Source organism: Noviherbaspirillum galbum (assembly GCF_010974945.1).
Lineage (GTDB): Bacteria > Pseudomonadota > Gammaproteobacteria > Burkholderiales > Burkholderiaceae_D > Noviherbaspirillum > Noviherbaspirillum galbum.
Genome location: NZ_JAAIVB010000044.1, coordinates 14,010 through 34,212, shown reverse-complemented (window position 1 = coordinate 34,212; position 20,203 = coordinate 14,010). Strand labels below are relative to the sequence as shown.

21 protein-coding genes are annotated in these 20,203 nt (G+C 62.5%); 8 read left to right on the top strand and 13 right to left on the bottom strand.

Features of this window, described 5'->3' with window-relative positions; all coding sequences use genetic code 11:
* Positions 1-104: 104 nt before the first annotated feature.
* The gene (locus tag G3574_RS13235) at positions 105-599 is read right to left on the bottom strand and encodes a DUF4124 domain-containing protein (protein WP_163963855.1); all 495 of its coding nucleotides are present in this window, start codon (positions 597-599) and stop codon (positions 105-107) included.
* 169 nt (positions 600-768) lie between these two features.
* Positions 769-2,184, bottom strand: coding sequence for a type I glutamate--ammonia ligase (gene glnA, locus G3574_RS13230; protein ID WP_163963852.1), 1,416 nt, complete (start codon positions 2,182-2,184; stop codon positions 769-771).
* 439 nt (positions 2,185-2,623) lie between these two features.
* On the opposite strand from glnA, the gene G3574_RS13225 reads away from it, so the two are divergent.
* The gene (locus G3574_RS13225) at positions 2,624-3,076 is read left to right on the top strand and encodes a rhodanese-like domain-containing protein (RefSeq protein WP_163963850.1); all 453 of its coding nucleotides are present in this window, start codon (positions 2,624-2,626) and stop codon (positions 3,074-3,076) included.
* Positions 3,077-3,094: 18 nt separating this feature from the next.
* On the opposite strand, the gene G3574_RS13220 is transcribed toward G3574_RS13225, so the two are convergent.
* From G3574_RS13220 to orn, 4 genes are all read right to left on the bottom strand, one after another.
* Complete coding sequence (locus G3574_RS13220; RefSeq protein WP_163963942.1) at positions 3,095-4,447, bottom strand: TAXI family TRAP transporter solute-binding subunit; 1,353 nt, start codon at positions 4,445-4,447, stop codon at positions 3,095-3,097.
* A gap of 139 nt (positions 4,448-4,586) precedes the next feature.
* Positions 4,587-5,159: a hypothetical protein gene (locus G3574_RS13215; RefSeq protein ID WP_163963848.1), complete on the bottom strand. Its 573-nt coding sequence runs from the start codon at positions 5,157-5,159 to the stop codon at positions 4,587-4,589.
* Positions 5,160-5,424: 265 nt separating this feature from the next.
* Complete coding sequence (locus tag G3574_RS13210; RefSeq protein ID WP_163963846.1) at positions 5,425-7,098, bottom strand: peptide chain release factor 3; 1,674 nt, start codon at positions 7,096-7,098, stop codon at positions 5,425-5,427.
* A 157-nt stretch (positions 7,099-7,255) separates the two neighbouring features.
* Complete coding sequence (gene orn, locus G3574_RS13205; RefSeq protein ID WP_163963844.1) at positions 7,256-7,870, bottom strand: oligoribonuclease; 615 nt, start codon at positions 7,868-7,870, stop codon at positions 7,256-7,258.
* 43 nt (positions 7,871-7,913) lie between these two features.
* Between orn and G3574_RS13200 the strand changes: the two genes are divergently transcribed.
* From G3574_RS13200 to ppnP, 6 genes are all read left to right on the top strand, one after another.
* Entirely contained in the window at positions 7,914-9,173 is a 1,260-nt protein-coding gene (locus G3574_RS13200) for a M48 family metallopeptidase (RefSeq protein WP_163963841.1), read from the top strand.
* An 11-nt stretch (positions 9,174-9,184) separates the two neighbouring features.
* Entirely contained in the window at positions 9,185-9,529 is a 345-nt protein-coding gene (locus G3574_RS13195; RefSeq protein ID WP_163963839.1) for a 4a-hydroxytetrahydrobiopterin dehydratase, read from the top strand.
* Between the two features lie 25 nt (positions 9,530-9,554).
* The gene (gene rsgA, locus G3574_RS13190; RefSeq protein WP_235953400.1) at positions 9,555-10,454 is read left to right on the top strand and encodes a ribosome small subunit-dependent GTPase A; all 900 of its coding nucleotides are present in this window, start codon (positions 9,555-9,557) and stop codon (positions 10,452-10,454) included.
* 111 nt (positions 10,455-10,565) lie between these two features.
* Positions 10,566-11,483, top strand: coding sequence for an ornithine carbamoyltransferase (argF, locus tag G3574_RS13185; protein ID WP_163963834.1), 918 nt, complete (start codon positions 10,566-10,568; stop codon positions 11,481-11,483).
* A gap of 50 nt (positions 11,484-11,533) precedes the next feature.
* Entirely contained in the window at positions 11,534-12,874 is a 1,341-nt protein-coding gene (argG, locus tag G3574_RS13180; RefSeq protein WP_163963832.1) for an argininosuccinate synthase, read from the top strand.
* 18 nt (positions 12,875-12,892) lie between these two features.
* Positions 12,893-13,213 (top strand): pyrimidine/purine nucleoside phosphorylase, encoded by a 321-nt coding sequence (gene ppnP / locus G3574_RS13175; protein ID WP_163963830.1) that lies wholly within the window; start codon positions 12,893-12,895, stop codon positions 13,211-13,213.
* 269 nt (positions 13,214-13,482) lie between these two features.
* Here the strand turns inward: ppnP and murB are convergent, their stop codons facing one another.
* Complete coding sequence (murB, locus tag G3574_RS13170; protein ID WP_163963828.1) at positions 13,483-14,529, bottom strand: UDP-N-acetylmuramate dehydrogenase; 1,047 nt, start codon at positions 14,527-14,529, stop codon at positions 13,483-13,485.
* Between the two features lie 148 nt (positions 14,530-14,677).
* Between murB and G3574_RS13165 the strand changes: the two genes are divergently transcribed.
* Positions 14,678-15,163 (top strand): YajQ family cyclic di-GMP-binding protein, encoded by a 486-nt coding sequence (locus G3574_RS13165; protein ID WP_163963826.1) that lies wholly within the window; start codon positions 14,678-14,680, stop codon positions 15,161-15,163.
* Positions 15,164-15,177: 14 nt separating this feature from the next.
* On the opposite strand, the gene G3574_RS13160 is transcribed toward G3574_RS13165, so the two are convergent.
* The 6 genes from G3574_RS13160 to G3574_RS13135 all read right to left on the bottom strand — a co-directional run bounded on the left by G3574_RS13160 (position 15,178) and on the right by G3574_RS13135 (position 20,050).
* Positions 15,178-15,690: a DUF1269 domain-containing protein gene (locus G3574_RS13160; protein ID WP_205609780.1), complete on the bottom strand. Its 513-nt coding sequence runs from the start codon at positions 15,688-15,690 to the stop codon at positions 15,178-15,180.
* 89 nt (positions 15,691-15,779) lie between these two features.
* Complete coding sequence (aroG, locus tag G3574_RS13155) at positions 15,780-16,841, bottom strand: 3-deoxy-7-phosphoheptulonate synthase AroG (RefSeq protein ID WP_163963824.1); 1,062 nt, start codon at positions 16,839-16,841, stop codon at positions 15,780-15,782.
* A gap of 299 nt (positions 16,842-17,140) precedes the next feature.
* Positions 17,141-17,734, bottom strand: a complete 594-nt coding sequence (locus G3574_RS13150) for a hemerythrin domain-containing protein (RefSeq protein ID WP_163963822.1) — start codon at positions 17,732-17,734, stop codon at positions 17,141-17,143.
* A gap of 21 nt (positions 17,735-17,755) precedes the next feature.
* Positions 17,756-18,397 (bottom strand): protocatechuate 3,4-dioxygenase subunit alpha, encoded by a 642-nt coding sequence (gene pcaG, locus G3574_RS13145; protein ID WP_205609779.1) that lies wholly within the window; start codon positions 18,395-18,397, stop codon positions 17,756-17,758.
* Complete coding sequence (gene pcaH / locus G3574_RS13140) at positions 18,397-19,125, bottom strand: protocatechuate 3,4-dioxygenase subunit beta (protein ID WP_163963820.1); 729 nt, start codon at positions 19,123-19,125, stop codon at positions 18,397-18,399. The genes pcaG and pcaH overlap by 1 nt, the downstream gene beginning before the upstream one ends.
* 142 nt (positions 19,126-19,267) lie before the next feature.
* Positions 19,268-20,050 (bottom strand): IclR family transcriptional regulator domain-containing protein, encoded by a 783-nt coding sequence (locus G3574_RS13135; RefSeq protein ID WP_163963936.1) that lies wholly within the window; start codon positions 20,048-20,050, stop codon positions 19,268-19,270.
* Positions 20,051-20,203 lie beyond the last annotated feature (153 nt).

The window sequence follows — 20,203 nt, the reverse complement described above, 5'->3', positions numbered from 1 at the left end:
GCCTTCGCCGCACAATCGCAGATTCGCGGGACGAAAAAAAAGCCGCATGATGCGGCTTTTCCATGCAAGTGTTGTACCCGGGCAAAGCGCCGGAAGGCATGGCCTCACTTCATGTTGCCCAATTCACGCTTGAGGGCTTCAATGTTTTTTTCCGAGCGCTCGATGTCTTGCTTCATCAGGGCTACCCGCTCCTGGTATTTCGCGTAGTTGCGCTCATCGCCCCGGCGTTCGGGTTCGCCGTTGTTGAATTCCTTCTTCAGGCCGGCGAGCTTCTGTTCCTCGGCGCGCATTTCGTCCAGCAGGATCTGCTTGCGGTCCGTGTCGCGGGCCTTCTGCGTGCTGCTGTCGACCTTGGGGAAATCGGCGGGAGAACTCGCCTGCTTCGCGCTGGCGGTCTGCTGGGCTTGGGCCTTCTTCACCGAGGCCGGCGCGGGGATGATGGTCGTGTTTTCCAGGTTCGGCTTCACGCATCCCTTGTTGTCACCGATGTTCGTGTATTCCACGGTGCCATTCTTGTTCGTGCATTTAAAGATCGCGCTTTGCGCGAATGCGCCGGTGGTGGCAGCGGCGAGCAAGCCGCCAAGAATGATCGTCTTCATAATGTTACTTTTGAGAAACTTCATGGCGCCTATAGTTTAGGATAGAAAGCCGGGCTTTACAAACAGCGTCAACGCCCTTGGATTGCATCCGGCGGACAAGGTTTCCCAAAATAAAAACGGGAGAAGCCGAAGCCCCTCCCGTCCTCAAGCCTGGATCAGGCGCCGCTGATTACAGCGAATAGTACATGTCGAACTCGATCGGGTGCGTCGTCATGCGGAAGCGCTGGACTTCCTGCATCTTCAGCTCGATGTAGGCATCGATCATGGTGTCGCTGAACACGCCGCCGCGGGTGAGGAACTCGCGGTCCTTGTCCAGGTACTCGAGCGCCTGGTCGAGCGAGGAGCACACGGTCGGGATCAGCGCGTCTTCTTCCGGCGGCAGGTGGTACAGGTCCTTGGTCGCTGCCTCGCCCGGGTGGATCTTGTTCTGCACGCCGTCCAGGCCTGCCATCAGCAGGGCGGAGAAGCACAGGTACGGGTTGGACAGGGGATCCGGGAAGCGCGCTTCGACGCGGCGGCCCTTCGGATTCGCGACGTGCGGAATGCGGATGGACGCGGAGCGGTTGCGTGCCGAGTAGGCCAGCTTCACCGGGGCTTCGAAGCCGGGCACCAGGCGCTTGTAGGAGTTGGTGCCGGGGTTGGTGATGGCGTTGAGCGCGCGGGCGTGCTTGATGATGCCGCCGATGTAGTACAGCGCGAAGTCGGACAGGCCGGCATAGCCGTCGCCGGCGAACAGGTTCTGGCCGTCCTTCCAGACGGACTGGTGCACGTGCATGCCGGAGCCGTTGTCGCCAACCAGGGGCTTGGGCATGAAGGTCGCGGTCTTGCCGTAGGTGTGGGCGACGTTCCAGATCACGTACTTCAGGTTCTGGGTCCAGTCGGCGCGCTCGACCAGCGTGGAGAACTTGGTGCCGAGCTCATTCTGGCCGGCGCCAGCCACTTCGTGGTGGTGCACTTCGACGGGGATGCCCATGGCTTCGAGGATCAGGGACATTTCGGAACGCATGTCCTGGAAGCTGTCGACCGGGGGAACCGGGAAGTAGCCGCCCTTGACGGTCGGACGGTGGCCGGTGTTGCCGCCTTCGAGCTTCTCGCCGGTGGTCCAGGAAGCTTCTTCGGAATCGATCTTCACGAAGCAGCCGGACATGTCGATCTTCCAGCGCACGCTGTCGAAGATGAAGAACTCGGGCTCGGGACCGAAGTAGGCGGTGTCGCCGATGCCGGAGGACTTGAGGTAGGCTTCCGCGCGCTTCGCGATGGAACGCGGGTCGCGGTCATAGCCCTTGCCGTCGGACGGCTCGATCACGTCGCACTGCATGAAGAGGGTGGTCTCTTCCATGAACGGATCGATGTTGGCGGTGTTGGGGTCCGGCATGAGCAGCATGTCGGAGGCTTCGATGCCCTTCCAGCCGGCGATCGAGGAGCCGTCGAAGGCATGGCCGGAATCGAACTTGTCCATACCGAACTGCGAAACGGGTACGGTGACGTGCTGTTCCTTGCCTCGGGTGTCAGCAAAACGAAAATCAACGAATTTGACTTCGTTTTCTTTCGCCATCTTCAAGACCTCTGCGGCCGTTCTTGCCATGCGAATCTCCTAAAATGTGAGCAAAGTGATACGGTAGGTTGCTGCGAGAGTGATTGAGCCTGTTCTGCCGGTGCTTGCGTCCCGCGCACATGCCATCGCCTGTGCCTGATTCCGGAGCGCCGCCAGGATTGTTGTGTTCAAAACTCAGCGCGGAATGATAGCAGATTCCATGCCATCAACATCCGCGAAAAATGTTTTTGCGCACTGTCATGAAGCATGCGAAATGGGCTGAATAACGCACAGAACGCGGCCATTTTGCACAAAGTCGCGTTCGACAGCGGTTCACCTAAAAAGTGCAATTCCGCGCATATGAGCCATTATGGTGCATATGCTTGACAGGAAAATAAATTTAAGCACTTTTTTGGTGCATTGTGGCTCACGGCAAATCACTATAATTCCAAGGATCACCGTAATCATTCTTCAATCGAAAGGACGAGAGATGGACATCATCGAGACGGCGCGGCAGCGCCGCGATTTGCAGGGACTACCTTACGCAGGGGCGGTGACGCCGGCGGAAGCCTATGAACTGCTGCAGCGCCACCCCGCAGCCAAGCTGGTCGACGTGCGCACGAATGCCGAGCGGGACTGGGTCGGCCGCGTCGCCATCCCGGCCGACAGGCACGTCGCCGTGGAATGGAGCGTCTACCCGGGCGGAACCCCCAATCCGCGCTTCCTGGAAGAGCTCGCCGGCGCGGCCGGCAAGGACGACGTGCTGCTGTTCCTGTGCCGCTCGGGCGTACGTTCCCGCCATGCCGCCAAGGCGGCGACTGAACAGGGCTATGCAAACTGCTTCGACATTCTCGAGGGCTTCGAGGGCGACAAGGACGCGCAGGGCCACCGCAAGACCATCGGCGGCTGGTGCAAGGCTAACCTGCCCTGGGTCGGCGCCTGAGGTCCGCGACCGGCATGGTCAGGGCGGCGGCGTGGCCGGACCTTCGCCGCCCATCAGCTCGGCGATCCTGCGGCGGACGAAGTTGATGTGGCTGCGCAGGCCGTAGAGCTCGTCGGCAAACGACAAGGGAATGGAAATGCGGTTGACGCGCTCCTCGATGTCGTTGAGCCGGTCGAGCTGGGCGGCAAAGACTTCCCTTCGCCGCTCCGCCGGCACGTCCTCGACCGCCTGCTCCACCGCCCGGAGCTGCCCATACCAGCGATAGACGCGCGAACGCACCTTCCAGACATACAGCGGCGGAATGATGCGCGACAGCGGCAGGATGAGGGCGCCGAGCGCCACCACCACGACCCACATCCGCTCCAGGAAATTCGCGACCCAGAACGGCAGGTAGCGCTGCAGCAGGGGCGGACCGCTTTCGTAGAATTTCTTGGCGGCGGGCGACACCGGTATCTCGGTGTAGCTCGCGGTTGGAAATTCGCCGCGTCGCTGGAACCAGCCCGCGCCGCCGTGGATGTCGGCAGCCGCTTGCACGAACAGGTTGACCAGCGCCGGATGCAGGTCCGCGCGCGCCACCAGCGTCGCCGTCGGCGCGATGAGATGGTAATCCTTGGGCGGCAGGTCGCGCCCGAGGTCCACGATCCCGCGCGGCAGGATGACGTGGGTCAGGAAGGGAAAGCGCCGCGTGTACGCTTCCGCCTGCGCGAAATCGAACAGCTTGATGCCCGGCGTCTGCAGCAGCATCTGGATAAGCGGCGCGTCCGGCGCGGAACTGAAGACCAGGCCGTCGATGCGCCCGGCAAGCAGCTCGACGGTGGCGGGCGTGTTTTCCAGGTCGCCGAGCCGCAGGGCGGAAGGCTCGATGCCATTTACCGACAGGATGCGGCGGAACAGCCCGGGCACGCCGCTACCCTCGGGCCCGACATTGATCTTCATGCCGTGCAGCTGGCTCAACTGGCCAACCGCCTTCTGCGTTCGCATGAAGAGCCAGACCGGCTCGGTAAAGAGGCTTCCCAGCGAAACGAGGCCCTGCTTCTGCGCTGCATCATGCTCGGTCGAGCCGCTCTGCACGAAGGCGATGTCGACCTTGGAATTGTCATCCTGCAAGCGCTGCAGGTTGTCCTGCGATCCCATGGATGGGGCGAGTCCGACCTGGATGCCGCTTTTTGCCAGGGCGGCTTCGTATTTGCGGCCGAATTCCTGGTAGGCGCTGTTGTCCTGCCCGGTTGCGAGGGTAACCGTCGACGGCGGGGACGGATCGACCAGCCAGTAGGCCAGAATGCCCGTTAGGACGAGGGCCAGCGCGGCCGGACCGGCGGCGACGAGGAAGTCGCGGAGGGAAAAGCGCGTGAACTTGAGCACGCGCGGCATGTGGGGCTTGATCTTGAACATGGGCGACACCATGCCAAGAAAGGCCGTGGCATGCAAGTGTCGGCAACCGCCTTGGCAGAGAATGCCACGGCATGCCGGGGGAATGGACATGCCATTGCGGCATGTCCCCGAAACGGCCTCAGTTGAGCGTGTAGCGCGAGTTGTTCTTCACGGAACCGCGCTGCGGCTTGCGGGAAATCTGGCGTCCCTTGTGCGGGCCGCCATCCTCCGCCAGGAAGCAGGAAGCGATGGCGAACCAGTCTTCCACCGAGAAACTGCGGCGCATCAGAGGAAACAATTCTTCCTCTTCACGCTTGAGCCGGGTCGCCATTTCACCGGTGTATAGCTCCATGGCGGTGACCATCTCGTGAGCGCGCGCCGTACCCAGGTCCACGACCTTCTTGAAATGTTCGAAAGTCGAGCGGACGAAGACGAGACTGGCGGCGCCGAGCGCGTCAAGCTGGTCGATGAGATCGTCGGCTTCGCGCGTAACGCGCTTGAGAGCCGGGATCACATGGACTTCCAGCTTGCGCCGGCGGCAGAAGTCGTCGAACTGAAAAACCTTCTCGAAGCACGATCCCAGGAAGGCGAGATCGATGTTGTGAACGCTGTGCCAGACGTTCTGGATGTGCTGCTGGAGGCGATGAAGAATGCTGCGTGCGGTGTCCTGTTCGGCGGAAATGGCGACGAGAGAATACGTGGCGGTCAGCATGAACACTCCTGAAAAACGAAAACAGCCCTCCGCCGTTCGGTAGCTACCGTACGGAAAGTGGATTGGAAGAAGAGCGGAAAAAGGGCGTCAGGTGAGTATATGCTCACCAAGGAAACACCCTTTGATTTTTATCAATCGCGTTTTTGGAGATCGGCGAAACTTCTTCCTAATCTCACGAAAACGCTATGAACGCATGCGATCACGCAGCGCCGCAAACCGCCGTCCGTGGGGACGCGCCCCGCTCAGGAGGCGCCGGGCGCGGGCCTCAGCCGATCTTGACGGCGTGCTCGCGGGTAGCATGGAAGGTAATCTGCGGCCAGCGCTCCTGGGTCAGCCTCAGGTTCACGCCGGAACTTGCCAGGTAAGCCATGTTGCCGGCGGCGTCGAAGGCGATGTTCGCCCCGGCGGACGAGCGCTCGAAATCGGCGAGCGCCTTCTTGTCGTCGCTGGAAACCCAGCGCGCGCTGCTGATGCTGGCGGTCTCGAACACCGCGTCGACACCGTACTCGTTCATCAGGCGGCTCGCCACCACTTCGAACTGCAGCACGCCGACCGCGCCGAGGATCAGGTCGCCGCCGTGCACCGGCTTGAACACCTGCACCGCGCCCTCCTCGCCCAGCTGCTGCAAGCCCTTGTGGAGCTGCTTGATCTTGAGCGGGTTGCGGATGCGCACGATGCGGAAAAAGTCCGGCGCGAAATACGGGATGCCGGTGAACTGCAGCACCTCGCCCTCGGAAAAGCTGTCGCCGATCTGCATGTTGCCGTGGTTGGGCAGGCCGATGATGTCGCCGGCATAGGCTTCTTCCACCTGCTCCCGGCTCGAGGCCATGAAGGTCACCACGCTAGAGACCTTGATGTCGCGGTTCAGGCGCAGGTGCTTGATGCGCATGCCGCGCTCGAAGCGGCCGGAACAGACGCGCAGGAAGGCGATGCGGTCGCGGTGCGCGGGGTCCATGTTCGCCTGGATCTTGAAGACGAAGCCGGTGAACGGTGCTTCCACGGGCTCCACCGCGCGCACGCTGGCGTCGCGATGGCGCGGCGCGGGCGCCCAGTCGAGCAGCGCATTCAGGATTTCCCGCACGCCGAAGTTGTTGATCGCGGAACCGAAGAACACGGGTGTCTGGGTTCCCGCGAGGAAGGCGTCGAGGTCGAAGGGATGCGAGGCGCCATGGACCAGCTCGACTTCCATCTTGAGCTGTTCGATTTCCATCGGGAACATTTCCGCCAGGCGCGGATTGTCGATGCCCTTCACCACTTCGAATTCCTGGTCCGCGCGTTCCTCGCCGGCGCGGAACAGCAGGATTTCATCGCGCAGCAGGTGGTAAACGCCGCGGAAATTCTTGCCCATGCCGATCGGCCAGGTGACCGGCGCGCACTGGATCTTGAGCACCGATTCGACTTCGTCTAGCAGCTCCAGCGGATCGCGGGTCTCGCGGTCCATTTTGTTCATGAAGGTCAGGATGGGTGTGGCGCGCATGCGGCAGACGTTGAGCAGCTTGATGGTCTGCTCTTCCACGCCCTTTGCCGCGTCGATCACCATCAGCGCCGAGTCGACGGCGGTCAGCACGCGGTAGGTATCTTCCGAGAAATCCTGGTGGCCCGGGGTGTCGAGCAGGTTCACCACGTGGTCACGGTATTCGAACTGCATGACCGAGCTGGCGACCGAGATGCCGCGCTGCTTTTCGATTTCCATCCAGTCCGAGGTGGCGTGCCGGCCGCTCTTGCGCGCCTTCACCGTGCCGGCGAGCTGGATCGCGCCCGAGAACAGCAGGAGCTTCTCGGTCAGCGTGGTCTTGCCGGCGTCGGGGTGGGAGATGATGCCGAAGGTGCGGCGGCGCGCCACTTCCCTGGTGATCAGGTCGGTGGATACCTTGCGCGGTTCGGCGGCGTCCTGCTGCGCGTCGATGATGTCGGTCTGGGGGAGGTCGTCGGAGGCCATGTTGCGCCTTGAAAAATGGGTGCGGAAAAGAAGGGGCAGAAGTGTACAGCGTTATGCGCCGCCCGTCACCACGCTGTCATGCCGGCAAGGCGGACGTTCCCATGCCGGCGAAGTCCGGGAAAGCGGTCAAACGGGCAGGCGGTCGCGCGGCCGGGGCTTATACCTTCAGGAAATGTTCGCGGTAGTAACGCAGCTCGTCGATGGATTCCATGATGTCGGCCAGCGCGGTATGCTTCTGCGCCTTCTTGAAGCCGCCGGCGATTTCCGGCTTCCAGCGCCTCACGAGTTCCTTGAGCGTGGACACGTCGAGGTTGCGATAGTGGAAAAACTCCTCCAGCTTCGGCATGCCGCGCGCCATGAAGCGACGGTCCTGGCAGATGGAATTGCCGCACATCGGCGATTTGCCGGACGGCACGTAGGTCTTGAGGAAATCGATTAGCGCCGCTTCCGCATCCGCCTCGCTTACCGTCGATGCCTTGACGCGGTCGATCAGGCCGGAGCGGCCGTGGGTGCCCTTGTTCCAGGCATCCATGCGGTCAAGCACCTCGTCCGGCTGGTGGATCGCAAACACCGGTCCTTCGGCGAGCACGTTCAACGATGAATCCGTGACAACAACGGCCACTTCGATGATGCGGTCGTTGTCGGGGTCGAGGCCGGTCATTTCCATATCGACCCAGACGAGATTGAATTCATTGGGGCGGATGGCCGTGCGGGCGTCCTCCTGATTCGTCGCGGCGGCGTTGGAAGGAATGGATTCGGTAGCTTGTGACATAATTGATTTCCTTGGCAAGCCGCCATTTTCTCACAGCTTCAGGATGACCCCCTTCGCATTTTCAGTGTTGTTCATCGGTTTCGTGGCCGCGACCCTCCTGGTCCGCCTGTGGCTCGCCTCGCGCCACGTGAGGCACGTGCTGGCGCACCGCCACGCGGTGCCGGCTGAGTTCGCGGAAAAGATTCCCTTGTCGGCGCACCAGAAGGCGGCCGACTATACCGTCGCGCGCACCCATCTCTCGCTGGTGCATCTGGCGGTGAACACCGCGGTGCTCATGGGCTTCACCCTGCTCGGCGGGCTGCAGTGGCTGTCGGTGCACATCCACCGCCTGACCGGCCCCGGCATGACCTACCAGATCGCCCTGATCGCCGCCTTCGCCCTGATTTCCGGTCTGATCGAACTGCCCTTCGACTACCATCGCCAGTTCAAGCTCGAAGCCCGTTTCGGCTTCAACAAGATGACCATCAAGCTCTTCGTTTCCGACCTGGTGAAGCAGACCCTGATCGGCGCGGTGATCGGATTGCCGCTGCTGTGGGTGATCCTGTCGCTGATGGGCAAGGCGGGCGACCTGTGGTGGCTGTACGCCTGGGTGGTCTGGACCGGCTTCCAGCTGCTGATGCTGGTGATCTTCCCGACCGTCATCCAGCCGCTGTTCAACAAGTTCACGCCGCTGCAGGACGAGTCACTGCGCGCCCGCATCGAAAGCCTGATGAGCCGCGTCGGCTTCGCGTCGAAAGGCCTGTTCGTAATGGATGGCTCCAAGCGCAGCGCCCACGGCAATGCCTATTTTTCCGGCTTCGGCGCCGCCAAGCGCATCGTCTTCTTCGACACCCTGCTGGCGCGCCTGGCGCCGTCGGAAATCGAGGCGGTGCTGGCGCACGAACTCGGCCACTTCAAGCTCAAGCACATCATCAAGCGCATCGGCGTGATGTTCGCGATGTCGCTCGGCTTTCTTGCCCTGCTTGGTTATCTCAAGACGCAGGTCTGGTTCTATACCGGCCTCGGCGTCGATCCGATGCTGCTCGGGAACAACGACGCCATGGCCTTGCTGCTGTTCATGCTGACGCTGCCGGTCTTCACCTTCCTGTTGTCGCCTATCGCCTCGCTGACCTCGCGCAAGCATGAATTCGAAGCCGACGCCTTCGCCGCGAAGCATACCGATCCGCAAGACCTGGTCTCGGCGCTGGTCAAGCTCTACGAAGACAACGCCTCGACGCTGACGCCCGATCCGGTGCATTCCGCCTTCTATGATTCGCATCCGCCGGCCAGCGTGCGGATCCACCACCTGCTTGCCCAACAATGACATCCCCTGACATGGTCACCGCCGCAGAACTCATCCAGAAAAAAGGACGCCATCTCGAACAAGGCCTGTCCGACGCCGAGATCTCCCAATACCTCGCCGCGGTCGAAGGCTGGACGCTGCAGGACGGCAAGATCGTCCGCAGCTTCGATTTCAAGAATTACTACGAGACCCTGGCCTTCGTGAACGCCATCGCCTGGGTGATCCACGCGGACGACCATCATCCCGAGCTGACCGTCACCTACAACCGCGTCGTTGCCCGCTTCGATACCCACTCGGTCAACGGCGGCAAGGGCGGCATTTCGGAAAACGATTTCATCGCCGCCGCCAAGGTCGATGCGATCTACCGCCAGCGCTGAGGCTCTAACCGGAAATGATCCAGGCATGAGCAAGGAACTCGGCAAGGGCCTCGTCATCGCGGCGCATGGCAGGCATTACCTGGTGCAGGCGGGCGGGGAGAGGCTGAACTGCGTCACGCGCGGCAAGAAGAGCGACGTCGCGGTGGGCGACATCGTGCGCTTCAAGCAGACCTCGCCCGACCAGGGGGTGATCGAAAAGATCGACGAGCGCAAGACCCTGCTCTACCGCTCCGACCAGTACAAGTCGAAGCTGCTGGCCGCCAACGTGACCCAGCTCTTCGTGGTGATCGCCACCGAACCGGGGTTTTCCGACGACCTGGTATCGCGCTCGCTCGTGGCCGCCGAGGCGGCGGGCATCCAGGCCCATCTCCTGCTCAACAAGATCGACGTCGAGGCCTCCCTGCCCAAGGCGCGCGAACGCGCCGCGCTTTATGCCAGCCTCGGCTACCCGGTGCACGAGGTCTCGGTGCGCAAGTCGCCCGATGACACGCGCGCCCTCCTGCTGTCCTTGCTGCAGGGACAATCCACCATCCTGATCGGCCAGTCGGGCATGGGCAAGTCCTCGCTGATCAACCTGCTGGTGCCGGACGCCGACATCGCCACCCGCGAGATTTCCGCCGCGCTCGATTCCGGCAAGCACACCACCACCTTCACCCGGCTGTACGACATGGGCGGAGAGACCGCCATCATCGATTCCCCGGGCTTCCAGGAATTCGGGCTCTACCACTTGAGCGAAGGCATGCTCGAGCGGGCCTTCGTGGAGTTCCGCCCCTATCTCGGGACCTGCCGCTTCTACAACTGCCATCACCTGGCGGAACCGGGCTGCGGCGTGCTTGCCGCGGTGGAAGCCGGCGAGGTCAATGCGATGCGGCACGACCTCTACCGCCAGCTGCTGCACGAGGCGTCGCAGACCATCGGATACTGAGGCCCGCACCGCCTCGCCGCGCGGAAAGTTGTCCATCCGGCCCCAAAACCCTTATAATTGAACAACTTACAAACGTCGGCGGCGGGCGCCACCTGGCCGCCGTTTCCATTTATGGCGATCAAACATTTCCTACAGTTTTCCGACTTCACGCTGGCCGAGTACGAGTACGTCATCGAGCGCGCCCGGGTCATCAAGCGCAAGTTCAAGAACTACGAGCCCTACCATCCCCTGATGGACCGTACGCTGGTCATGGTGTTCGAGAAGAACTCGACGCGCACCCGCCTGTCCTTCGAAGCCGGCATGCACCAGCTCGGCGGCGCCGCCATCTACCTCAACACCCGCGACAGCCAGCTCGGCCGCGGCGAGCCTGTCGAAGATGCGGCGCAGGTCATCTCCCGCATGTGCGACATCATCATGATCCGCACCTTCGGCCAGGACATCATCGAGCGCTTCGCGCAGCATTCGCGCGTGCCGGTGATCAACGGCCTCACCAACGAGCACCATCCCTGCCAGGTGCTGGCCGACGTCTTCACCTTCATCGAGCATCGCGGCTCCATCGCCGGCAAGACCGTGGCCTGGATCGGCGATGCCAACAACATGCTGTACTCCTGGCTGCAGGCCGCGCAACTGTTCGGCTTCCACGTCAACGTGTCCACGCCCAAGGGCTACGACATCGACCCCGCGCTCGTCGCAGCCGACAACAAGAATTTCACCCTCTTCCCCGAACCCGCCGAAGCCTGCGCCGGCGCCCATCTGGTGACGACCGATGTCTGGACCAGCATGGGTTTCGAGGAAGAGAACGCCGCCCGCCTGAAAGCATTCGACGGCTGGATCGTGGACGCCGCCAAGATGCGCCGCGCCGAACCCGACGCCCTGTTCATGCACTGCCTGCCCGCGCACCGCGGCGAGGAAGTGGCGGCCGAAGTCATCGACGGTCCGCAGTCGGTCGTCTGGGACGAGGCGGAAAACCGCCTGCACGTCCAGAAGGCGCTGCTCGAATACCTGGTTCGCGGCAAGCTCGACGAATAGGCGCCGATCGCCGCGCCACCCTTATCCCCCCAAGTACCGAAGCTCACACCATGTCCACCATTCTCCAGTCCGTTCCCGTCAGCCAGAAAGTCGGCATCGCCTTTTCCGGCGGCCTCGATACCAGCGCAGCCCTGCACTGGATGCGCCAGAAGGGCGCGATTCCCTACGCCTACACCGCCAACCTCGGCCAGCCCGACGAACCGGATTACGACGCCATCCCCAGGAAGGCGAAGCAGTACGGCGCGGAACAGGCCCGCCTGATCGACTGCCGCGAGCAGCTGGTGGCCGAAGGCATCGCCGCCCTGCAGAGCGGCGCCTTCCACATCTCCACCGCCGGCATCACTTACTTCAACACCACGCCGCTGGGCCGGGCCGTCACAGGCACCATGCTGGTGGCCGCGATGCAGGAAGACCAGGTCGACATCTGGGGCGACGGTTCCACCTTCAAGGGCAACGACATCGAGCGCTTCTACCGCTACGGCCTGCTGGTGAACCCCGCGCTGCGCATCTACAAGCCCTGGCTCGACCAGACCTTCATCCAAGAACTCGGCGGCCGCAAGGAAATGTCGGAGTTCCTGATCAAGTCCGGCTTCGACTACAAGATGTCGGTCGAGAAGGCCTACTCCACCGATTCCAACATGCTCGGCGCGACCCACGAGGCGAAGGACCTGGAGCACCTGAGCAGCGGCATGAAGATCGTCGAGCCCATCATGGGCGTGGCCTTCTGGCGCGACGACGTCGAGGTAAAGCGCGAGGAAGTCACCGTGCGCTTCGAGGAAGGCCGCCCGGTTGCCCTGAACGGCGTCACCTTCGCCAGCCCGGTCGAGCTCATGATGGAAGCCAACCGCATCGGCGGCCGCCACGGCCTGGGCATGAGCGACCAGATCGAGAACCGCATCATCGAAGCCAAGAGCCGCGGCATCTACGAAGCCCCGGGACTGGCGCTGCTGTTCATCGCCTACGAGCGCCTCGTGACCGGCATCCACAACGAAGACACCATCGAGCAATACCGCGAGAACGGCCGCAAGCTCGGCCGCCTGCTCTACCAGGGCCGCTGGTTCGACCCGCAGGCCATCATGCTGCGCGAAGCCTCGCAGCGCTGGGTGGCGCGCGCCATCACCGGCGAAGTCACGGTCGAACTGCGCCGCGGCAACGACTACAGCATCCTGAACACCGATTCGCCCAACCTGACCTATCACCCCGACCGCCTGACGATGGAAAAAGGCGAAGGCGCGTTCACGCCGCAGGATCGCATCGGCCAGCTCACGATGCGCAACCTCGACATCGCCGACACGCGCGACAAGCTCGGCATCTACACCAGCTCAGGCCTGCTCGGCGGCGGCTCCTCGGTCGGCCTGCCCCGTCTCGGCAACAAGGACGAATCCAAATAACCCTCATCGACAATCATCATGACCACACAATTCGACAACGTTTCCGTCGTCAAGAAGGCCAACCTCTACTTCGACGGCAAGTGCGTTTCCCACACCGTCCTCTTCGCCGACGGCACGAAGAAAACCATCGGCGTGATCTTCCCGTCCTCCCTGACCTTCAACACCGGCGCGCCGGAAATCATGGAGCTGAATGCGGGTAAGTGCAGGATTCGTCTCAAGGGCGAGACTGAGTGGAAGAGCTTCGAGGGAGGGCAACGCTTCGAGGTGCCGGGGAATTCGAGCTTTGATATCGAGACGCTGGAGACGCTGGATTACGTTTGCCACTTTGTGGCGGGGTGAAAGGATTAATCTCCATCCCTTGAAGTTTCGTCCGCCAAACCCTCTCCTTTTCAAATTCCCTCCGTAAAATCCCCTCCCCTTCAAGGGGAGGTTAGGGTGGGGATGGGGTTCGGTCGTGTTCAACAAACGGCATTTAGTTCGCTAGCGATGGCAACGACGTCCTTTGCTCGCGCCGGAAACCCATCCCAACCCCAACCCTCCCCTTGAAGGGGTGGGAACAATGGCAGAGGTTTCTTGAAAGGGAGGGAGTTATCTGCGGCCTGCGGCCGTCAAACAAACACCGGTTCCGGTTCCAGCATCACGCCAAATTTCACCATCACATCCCGCTGTATCGCCGCCGCCAGGTCGGCAATATCCTTCCCGGTCGCACCACCGCGATTCACCAGCACTAGGGCCTGCTTCTCGTACACCCCGGCCGCGCCCAGCGTCTTTCCCTTCCATCCGCACTGGTCGATCAGCCAGCCGGCCGCGAGCTTGTAGCTGCCGTCAGGCTGGACATGACTCACGAGCGCCGGATGCGATTCCAGCAAGGCATTGCGCCGCTCGGCCGGGACCACGGGGTTCTTGAAGAAGCTGCCGGCATTGCCGATCTTCGCGGGATCGGGCAGCTTGCGGGTGCGGATGCCGATGACCGCGTCGGCAATGTCGCGCGGTGCCGGGGCGTCGATGCCGCGCGACGCGAGTTCCTGCGCGACGTCGGCATAGCGGGTGTTGGCCTGCCACCTCTTGGGCAAGGCGAAGGTGACATCGACGATCACCGCGCGATCGCGCAAGGCATGCTTGAAAACGCTGTCCCGGTAGCCGAATCCGCAGGCAGGCTTGTCAAGCACCAGCAGGTCGCCGGTCAGCAGGTCGAAGGCCGTCAGGCTGTGGAAGGTATCCTTGACCTCGATACCGTAGGCACCGATGTTCTGGATGGGCGAGGCGCCGACGCTGCCGGGAATCAGCGACAGGTTTTCCAGGCCGCCCAGTCCGCGGCGCAGTGTTTCCTGCACAAAACCATCCCAGCTTTCCCCGGCGGCCGCCCGCACGTAGGTAGCCTGATCATCCTCGCCGACCACGTCGATACCCCGGTTTGCCATGTGCAGCACCAGCCCGTCGACGTCGCCGGTGAGCAGGATGTTGCTGCCGCCGCCCAGCACCAGGCGCGGCATGGCCATCAAACGGGCGTCTTGCCGCAGTTGCCGGAGTTGTTGCAGGACGTCCGGCCCATCCACCCTGAGGTAGGCGCGCGCGCTGGCGTCGATGCCGAAGGTATTGCATTGGCGCAGCGAGATGCCGGACTGGATGGGAAGGGAGGAAGGAGATGCGCTCATAGGGCGCAGATTATAGTCCGAGAAGACTCTGCGCCTCGTCTAGCCGGTCCGATTTTAGTCCGCTAAAATTGCCGCTTGTACGAATCGCAAGACCCGCCGCGGGCCTTGCGTGCATTTTCCGACCATTATTTCCGTAGAAAGAACAGCCATGCCCTCCTTTGATGTCGTTTGCGAAGCCAACCTCGTGGAAGTCAAGAACGCGGTCGATCAATCGATGAAGGAAATCACCACCCGCTTCGATTTCAAGGGCACCGATGCCCGCGTCGAACAGAAGGAACGCGAAATCACCGCCTATGCCGACAGCGATTTCCAGCTTACCCAGGTGCGCGACGTCCTGACCGGCAAGATGGTCAAGCGCAACGTCGACGTGCGCTTCCTCGACATCGGCAAGATCGAAAAGATCGGCGGCGACAAGGTCAAGCAGGTGATCAAGATCCGCAACGGCATCGAGTCCGAGGATGCGAAAAAGATCGTCAAGCTGATCAAGGACAGCAAGATGAAGGTGCAGGCCAGCATCCAGGGCGACGCGGTGCGGGTCACCGGCGCCAAGCGCGACGATCTCCAGGCGGCGATCGCCATGCTGCGCAAGGACGTCAAGGACCTGCCGCTGGACTTCAACAACTTCCGCGACTGAATCCTGCCGGCTTCCTACGGAAACGCCGGTACGTGCGGTTCCACGCCGCCGAAGCGGTAATCCGGATGGCGTCTTTCCACCATTTCCTCGATGTCTTCCACCCGGCGGGCCGGGACGTCGACGATCAGCAGAACCTGGCCGTGTTCGATGCTGTCCTGGAAGCCCTTGAGCCGGGAGTTCGGAATCGCCGCCGCCACCATGCCGGATGCCCAGGCGCCGAACAGGGTGCCCGCCAGTCCGCCGACGAGGACGGCGAAGGTCGAGATCTGCAGGCCGGCCGGCGGAAACTGCACCAGCAGCCCGCCCACGATGACCCCGGTGGCGCCGCCGACGATCATGCCGGTCTCGATGCCATGCACGAAGTCGGTCTTCTGCAGGAAACTGGCTTCGGGCATGTCGGGCAAGGGCGTTCCGTCCTTGGCCCAGAAATGGATATGTCTTTCATCGATGCGCGCCAGCAGCAGCTCGTCCAGCAAGCCGCGTGCGCTGGGCACATCGGGCAACATGAAGTACAGTCTGCGTCGCATGATGGCCTCCTGCGGATGCCCCTACCCTTCCTGAGTTCGTTATAGTCGGGAACAGGGCATTGCAACAGGACTTCCATCAAGCGCGGCGCTTACTCCACGTCGGCGAGCCGGCGCTGCTTCACCGATTCCGCCAGCCCTTCCAGCACCTTCACGCTCGTTTCCCAGTCGATGCAGCCGTCGGTCACCGACTGGCCGTAGGTCAATTCCTTGCCGGGCACGAGGTCCTGGCGCCCCGCCACGAGGTGGGACTCGACCATCACGCCGACGATGCGCGTGTCGCCGCCGGCGATCTGGCGGCCGATCTCGGCGCATACCGGCACCTGGTTTTCCGGCTTCTTCGAACTGTTGGCATGGGATGCGTCGATCATCAGGCGCGACGCCAGGCCGGCGGCGGAGATGTCCTTCGTGGCGGCCTCGACGCTGGCGGCGTCATAGTTCGGCGTCTTGCCGCCGCGCAGGATGATGTGGCAATCCTCGTTGCCGCTGGTCGAAACGATGGCGGAGTGGCCGCCCTTCGTCACCGACAGGAAATGGTGGGGCTGCGAGGCGGCCTTGATGGCGTCGATGGCGATCTTCACGTTGCCGTCGGTGCCGTTCTTGAAACCCACCGGGCAGGACAGTCCGGAAGCGAGCTCGCGGTGCACCTGAGATTCGGTGGTGCGGGCGCCGATCGCGCCCCAGCTGATCAGGTCGGCGACATATTGCGGGCTGATCACGTCGAGGAATTCCGTGCCGGCCGGCAAGCCCAGTTCATTGATGTTCAGCAGCAGCTCGCGTGCCAGGCGCAGGCCTTCGTTGATGCGGAAGCTGTTGTCCATGTAGGGATCGTTGATCAGCCCTTTCCAGCCCACCGTGGTGCGCGGCTTCTCGAAATACACCCGCATCACGATTTCGAGCTCGTTCTTGAAGCGCTCGCGCTGCTCGACGAGCCGGCGGGCATACTCCATGGCGGCCTTCGTGTCATGGATCGAGCAAGGTCCGATCACCACCATCACCCGGTCATCCTGGGCATGCAGGATGCGATGCAGGGCCAGGCGCGCATTGGCCGTCGTCGTGGAGACCTTCTCCGTGCAGGCGAACTCGCGGATCAGGTGGGACGGCGGCATGAGTTCTTTCATTTCGCGGATGCGAAGGTCATCGGTGCGTGGCATGGCGTGTTCTCCGGTCAATATTGAAAAAGGGGCAATTCGGGGCGTCGTGAAAACGGGGCTAAAAAAAAACCGCCATCTCTGGCGGTTTTTTTCGGAATTCGGTTTGGCTTTTATCTTCGTGCGCTTACCGCTTCTCCACCGCCTTTGGGCTGGAATAGCTAAAGTAAAAGTAAAAATAAAAGCGTGCGAAAGACATGGCGTCGTCGGTTCCTGCGTATTGGTCGGGCTAATAGTGCAGGAAACCGCGCCGTTTGGCAAGCCTCCCGGATTTTCGGGAAAGTCCAGGAGGCCCGGATGCCTCAGACCGGCTCGCCCAGGCCGAGCGGCGCGGGTGTAATGCGGCAGATCAGCGTGAACAACTTCTCCAGGCTTTCGTTGTGGATGTCGGCCAGGGGATCGGCGTTACTGGAAAACGCCGCAGCGGCCGCCTGCCAGTCCTGCTCGGTGAAGGACTGCTGCGCTGCCGGCAAGATGATCTTTTCCTCCAGCGTCATGTGCTCGAAATACTGGCTGGCATACGCTTCCACCTTGTCATGGAAGCTCTTGAACGCTTCGTCGCCGAAGAACTCGTAGCGCATCAGCGCAAGCGACAGGTCGCGCAGCTGCTGTTCGCCGAGCTGGTGCTGGGCCTCCAGGGTGGTGATCGTGATCTCCACCTCGTTGGTCCGCTTGCGCAGCGGCGCGAACAGGTACATGTCTTCCTTGGGATGATGCACCTGCTCCGGATATTCGCTGATGTACAGCAGCATCGCGCGGAACACCTTGAGGTCCGGCGCCTTTCCGCCCTCGGCGATCACGCGCACGAAATGGCGCATGCCCTTGATGACCGCCGCCAGCGACTGGTGCTCGTGCTGGATGACGCGAATGACCTGAAAGGCGGCCGGATGTTCCATGATGCGCTCCCGATGGGCAGTTCAGATGTCGAAGAATACGGTTTCCTGCGGTCCCTGCAGGTGGATGTCGAAGCGGTACACCGCCGCGCCTTCCTGCGCGCCGGATTCCGCGCGTTGCCCGATGAGGGTCTGGCGCCGGACTTCCCACTCGATCATGTTGAGGATGGGATCGGCGGCATTCGCCGCGCGCTCGTCCGAGAAATACATGCGCGTGTTCAGGCCGATGTTGATGCCGCGCGCCACGATCCACAGGTTCACGTGCGGCGCCATGACGCTGCCGTTGCGGCCTTCCACCGCGCCTGGCTTGATGGTCTCGAAGGTGAAGACGCCACTTTCGAAATCGGAGCAGGCCCGGCCCCAGCCGCGGAATGCCGGATCGACGTCCTTGTCCTGGCGGTCGGCGGGATGGCGGTACTTGCCGGCGGCATTCGCCTGCCAGCATTCGATGAGCACGTCGCGCAGCGGCGTGCCAGAGCCATCGATCACGCGGCCTTCGATGCGGATGCGCTGCCCCTTCGCTTCCGGCCCCGCCACCACGTTGTCGAAGTTGTTTTCAAAGATGTCGAAGCCCGCGAACTTCGGCGCCAGGCCGATATGCACGTACGGGCCGGCGGTCTGCGACGTGGTTTCGCGGAGTTGGCTCAACTGGTTGACCTTCAGCATTATCGTGCTCCCTGGAGGCGGTTCTCGAACAACGTGGCGCGCTTGCCGCGCAGGACGATGTCGAATCGGTAGGCGAGGCTGTCGAGCTGGATCGCCGAGGAACGGTCGAGCGGCGCAATCAGGCTGCGCACCGCTTCCTCGTCCTTGATCGTGCGCACGATCGGGCAGGTCGCGATCAGCGGATCGCCCTCGAAATACATCTGCGTGATCAGGCGCTGCGCCCAGCCATCACCCGAGATGGAGTAGTGGATGTGCGCCGGACGCCAGTCGTTGATGCGGTTGCGCCAGGGATAAGGTCCCGGCTTGATGGTGCGGTAGAAGTAATAGCCATTGTCGTCGGTCATCGTGCGGCCGCAGCCGCCGAAGTTCGGATCGATCGGCGCCAGGTACTGGTCCTTCTTGTGGCGGTAACGACCGCCTGCATTGGCTTGCCAGACCTCGACCAAGGCGTTGCGCACCGGCTGGCCGTTTTCATCCAGCACGAATCCATGCACCACGATGCGTTCGCCGATCGGCAAGCCATCCTTCGCGTAGTTCATGATGAGGTCGTTGTCCAGCGGGCCCAGTTCGTCGCGCGAGAATGCCGGGCCGGTCAGCTCGGACAGTGTGTTCTCGATCGAGATCAGGGCGTTCTGCGGCGAGCGCAGCACGCTGGTCTTGTAGTCCGGCGCATAGGCCGGCGGGTGCACGCCGCGGTCGCGCTGCAGGAATTCGTATTGATCGCTCATGGTCTTCCGTTCGTGTGGATTCATGCCGGTTGGCCGGCGCGAGATAACGGGTTGCCGCGCCGGAGTTCGTCTCAAGTCGCACTGTATTCTTCAAGAAAACGCATGTAAATTGAAATATCGCCCGCAATGTCATCACTTCCGGTTATGGAAGCAGGACGGCCAGCTCTTGCGCGCCGCGCAGCAGCACCGGGCAGATGTCGTCGCGCATCTGGCGACTCGTGACCCGCGCAGCCTGCGCGCCGACGTTGAGCGCGGCAACCACTTCCCCGGACGCGCCGCGCACCGGCACCGCGATCGAGCGCAGGCCTATCTCCAGTTCTTCCTCGACGAGGGCATACCCCTTTTCCCGCACCTCGGCCAGGATCTCCCGCAGCCGGGCGGTGGAAACGATCGTCTTGTTGGTGTAGGCCTTCAATTCCACGCGGGAAAGGTAATCGTCAAGCACGTCTTCCGGCAGGTAGGCGAGGATGGCTCGCCCGAGCGAAGTGCAATACGCCGGCAGGCGGCTGCCCGTGTTCAGGGCCACGGACATGATGCGCGAGGTCGCGGACCGGGCGACGTACAGAATTTCGTTGTCATCCAGCACCGCCAGCGAGCAGGATTCATTCAGCGTGCGGCTGATCTGGTTGAGGAAGGGCAAGGCGGAGACGGTCAGCGGCGTGGAGGATAGATAGGAGTACCCCAGCGTGAGCACCTTGGGCTTGAGGGAAAAGTGATTCGCTTCCGCATCCGCGTAACCCAGCTGTCGCAGGGTATGAAGGCAACGCCGCACCGCCGCGCGGGGAATGCCGGTCTTGTGGCTGATCTGCGCGATGGTCAGGCTGCGGCGCTGGTCGCTGAATGCGCGGATGACGGCCAGACCGCGCGCCAGCGAGGTCATGAAATCGGGATCGGCCAGCGCGCCGATTTCCTCGGCGATCGTCATGCCGGCCTTGCGCCCCGCCTTCCTGCCATTGCGCTGATCGTTCTCTTCTTGCTCGACGGAAGGCGGCATTGCAACACTCCGGAAATTGTTCGGTGATCGCACAGAATCCCGGACACCGGCTTGACGCTGCAATTTCGCGCTCGCTACACTGGT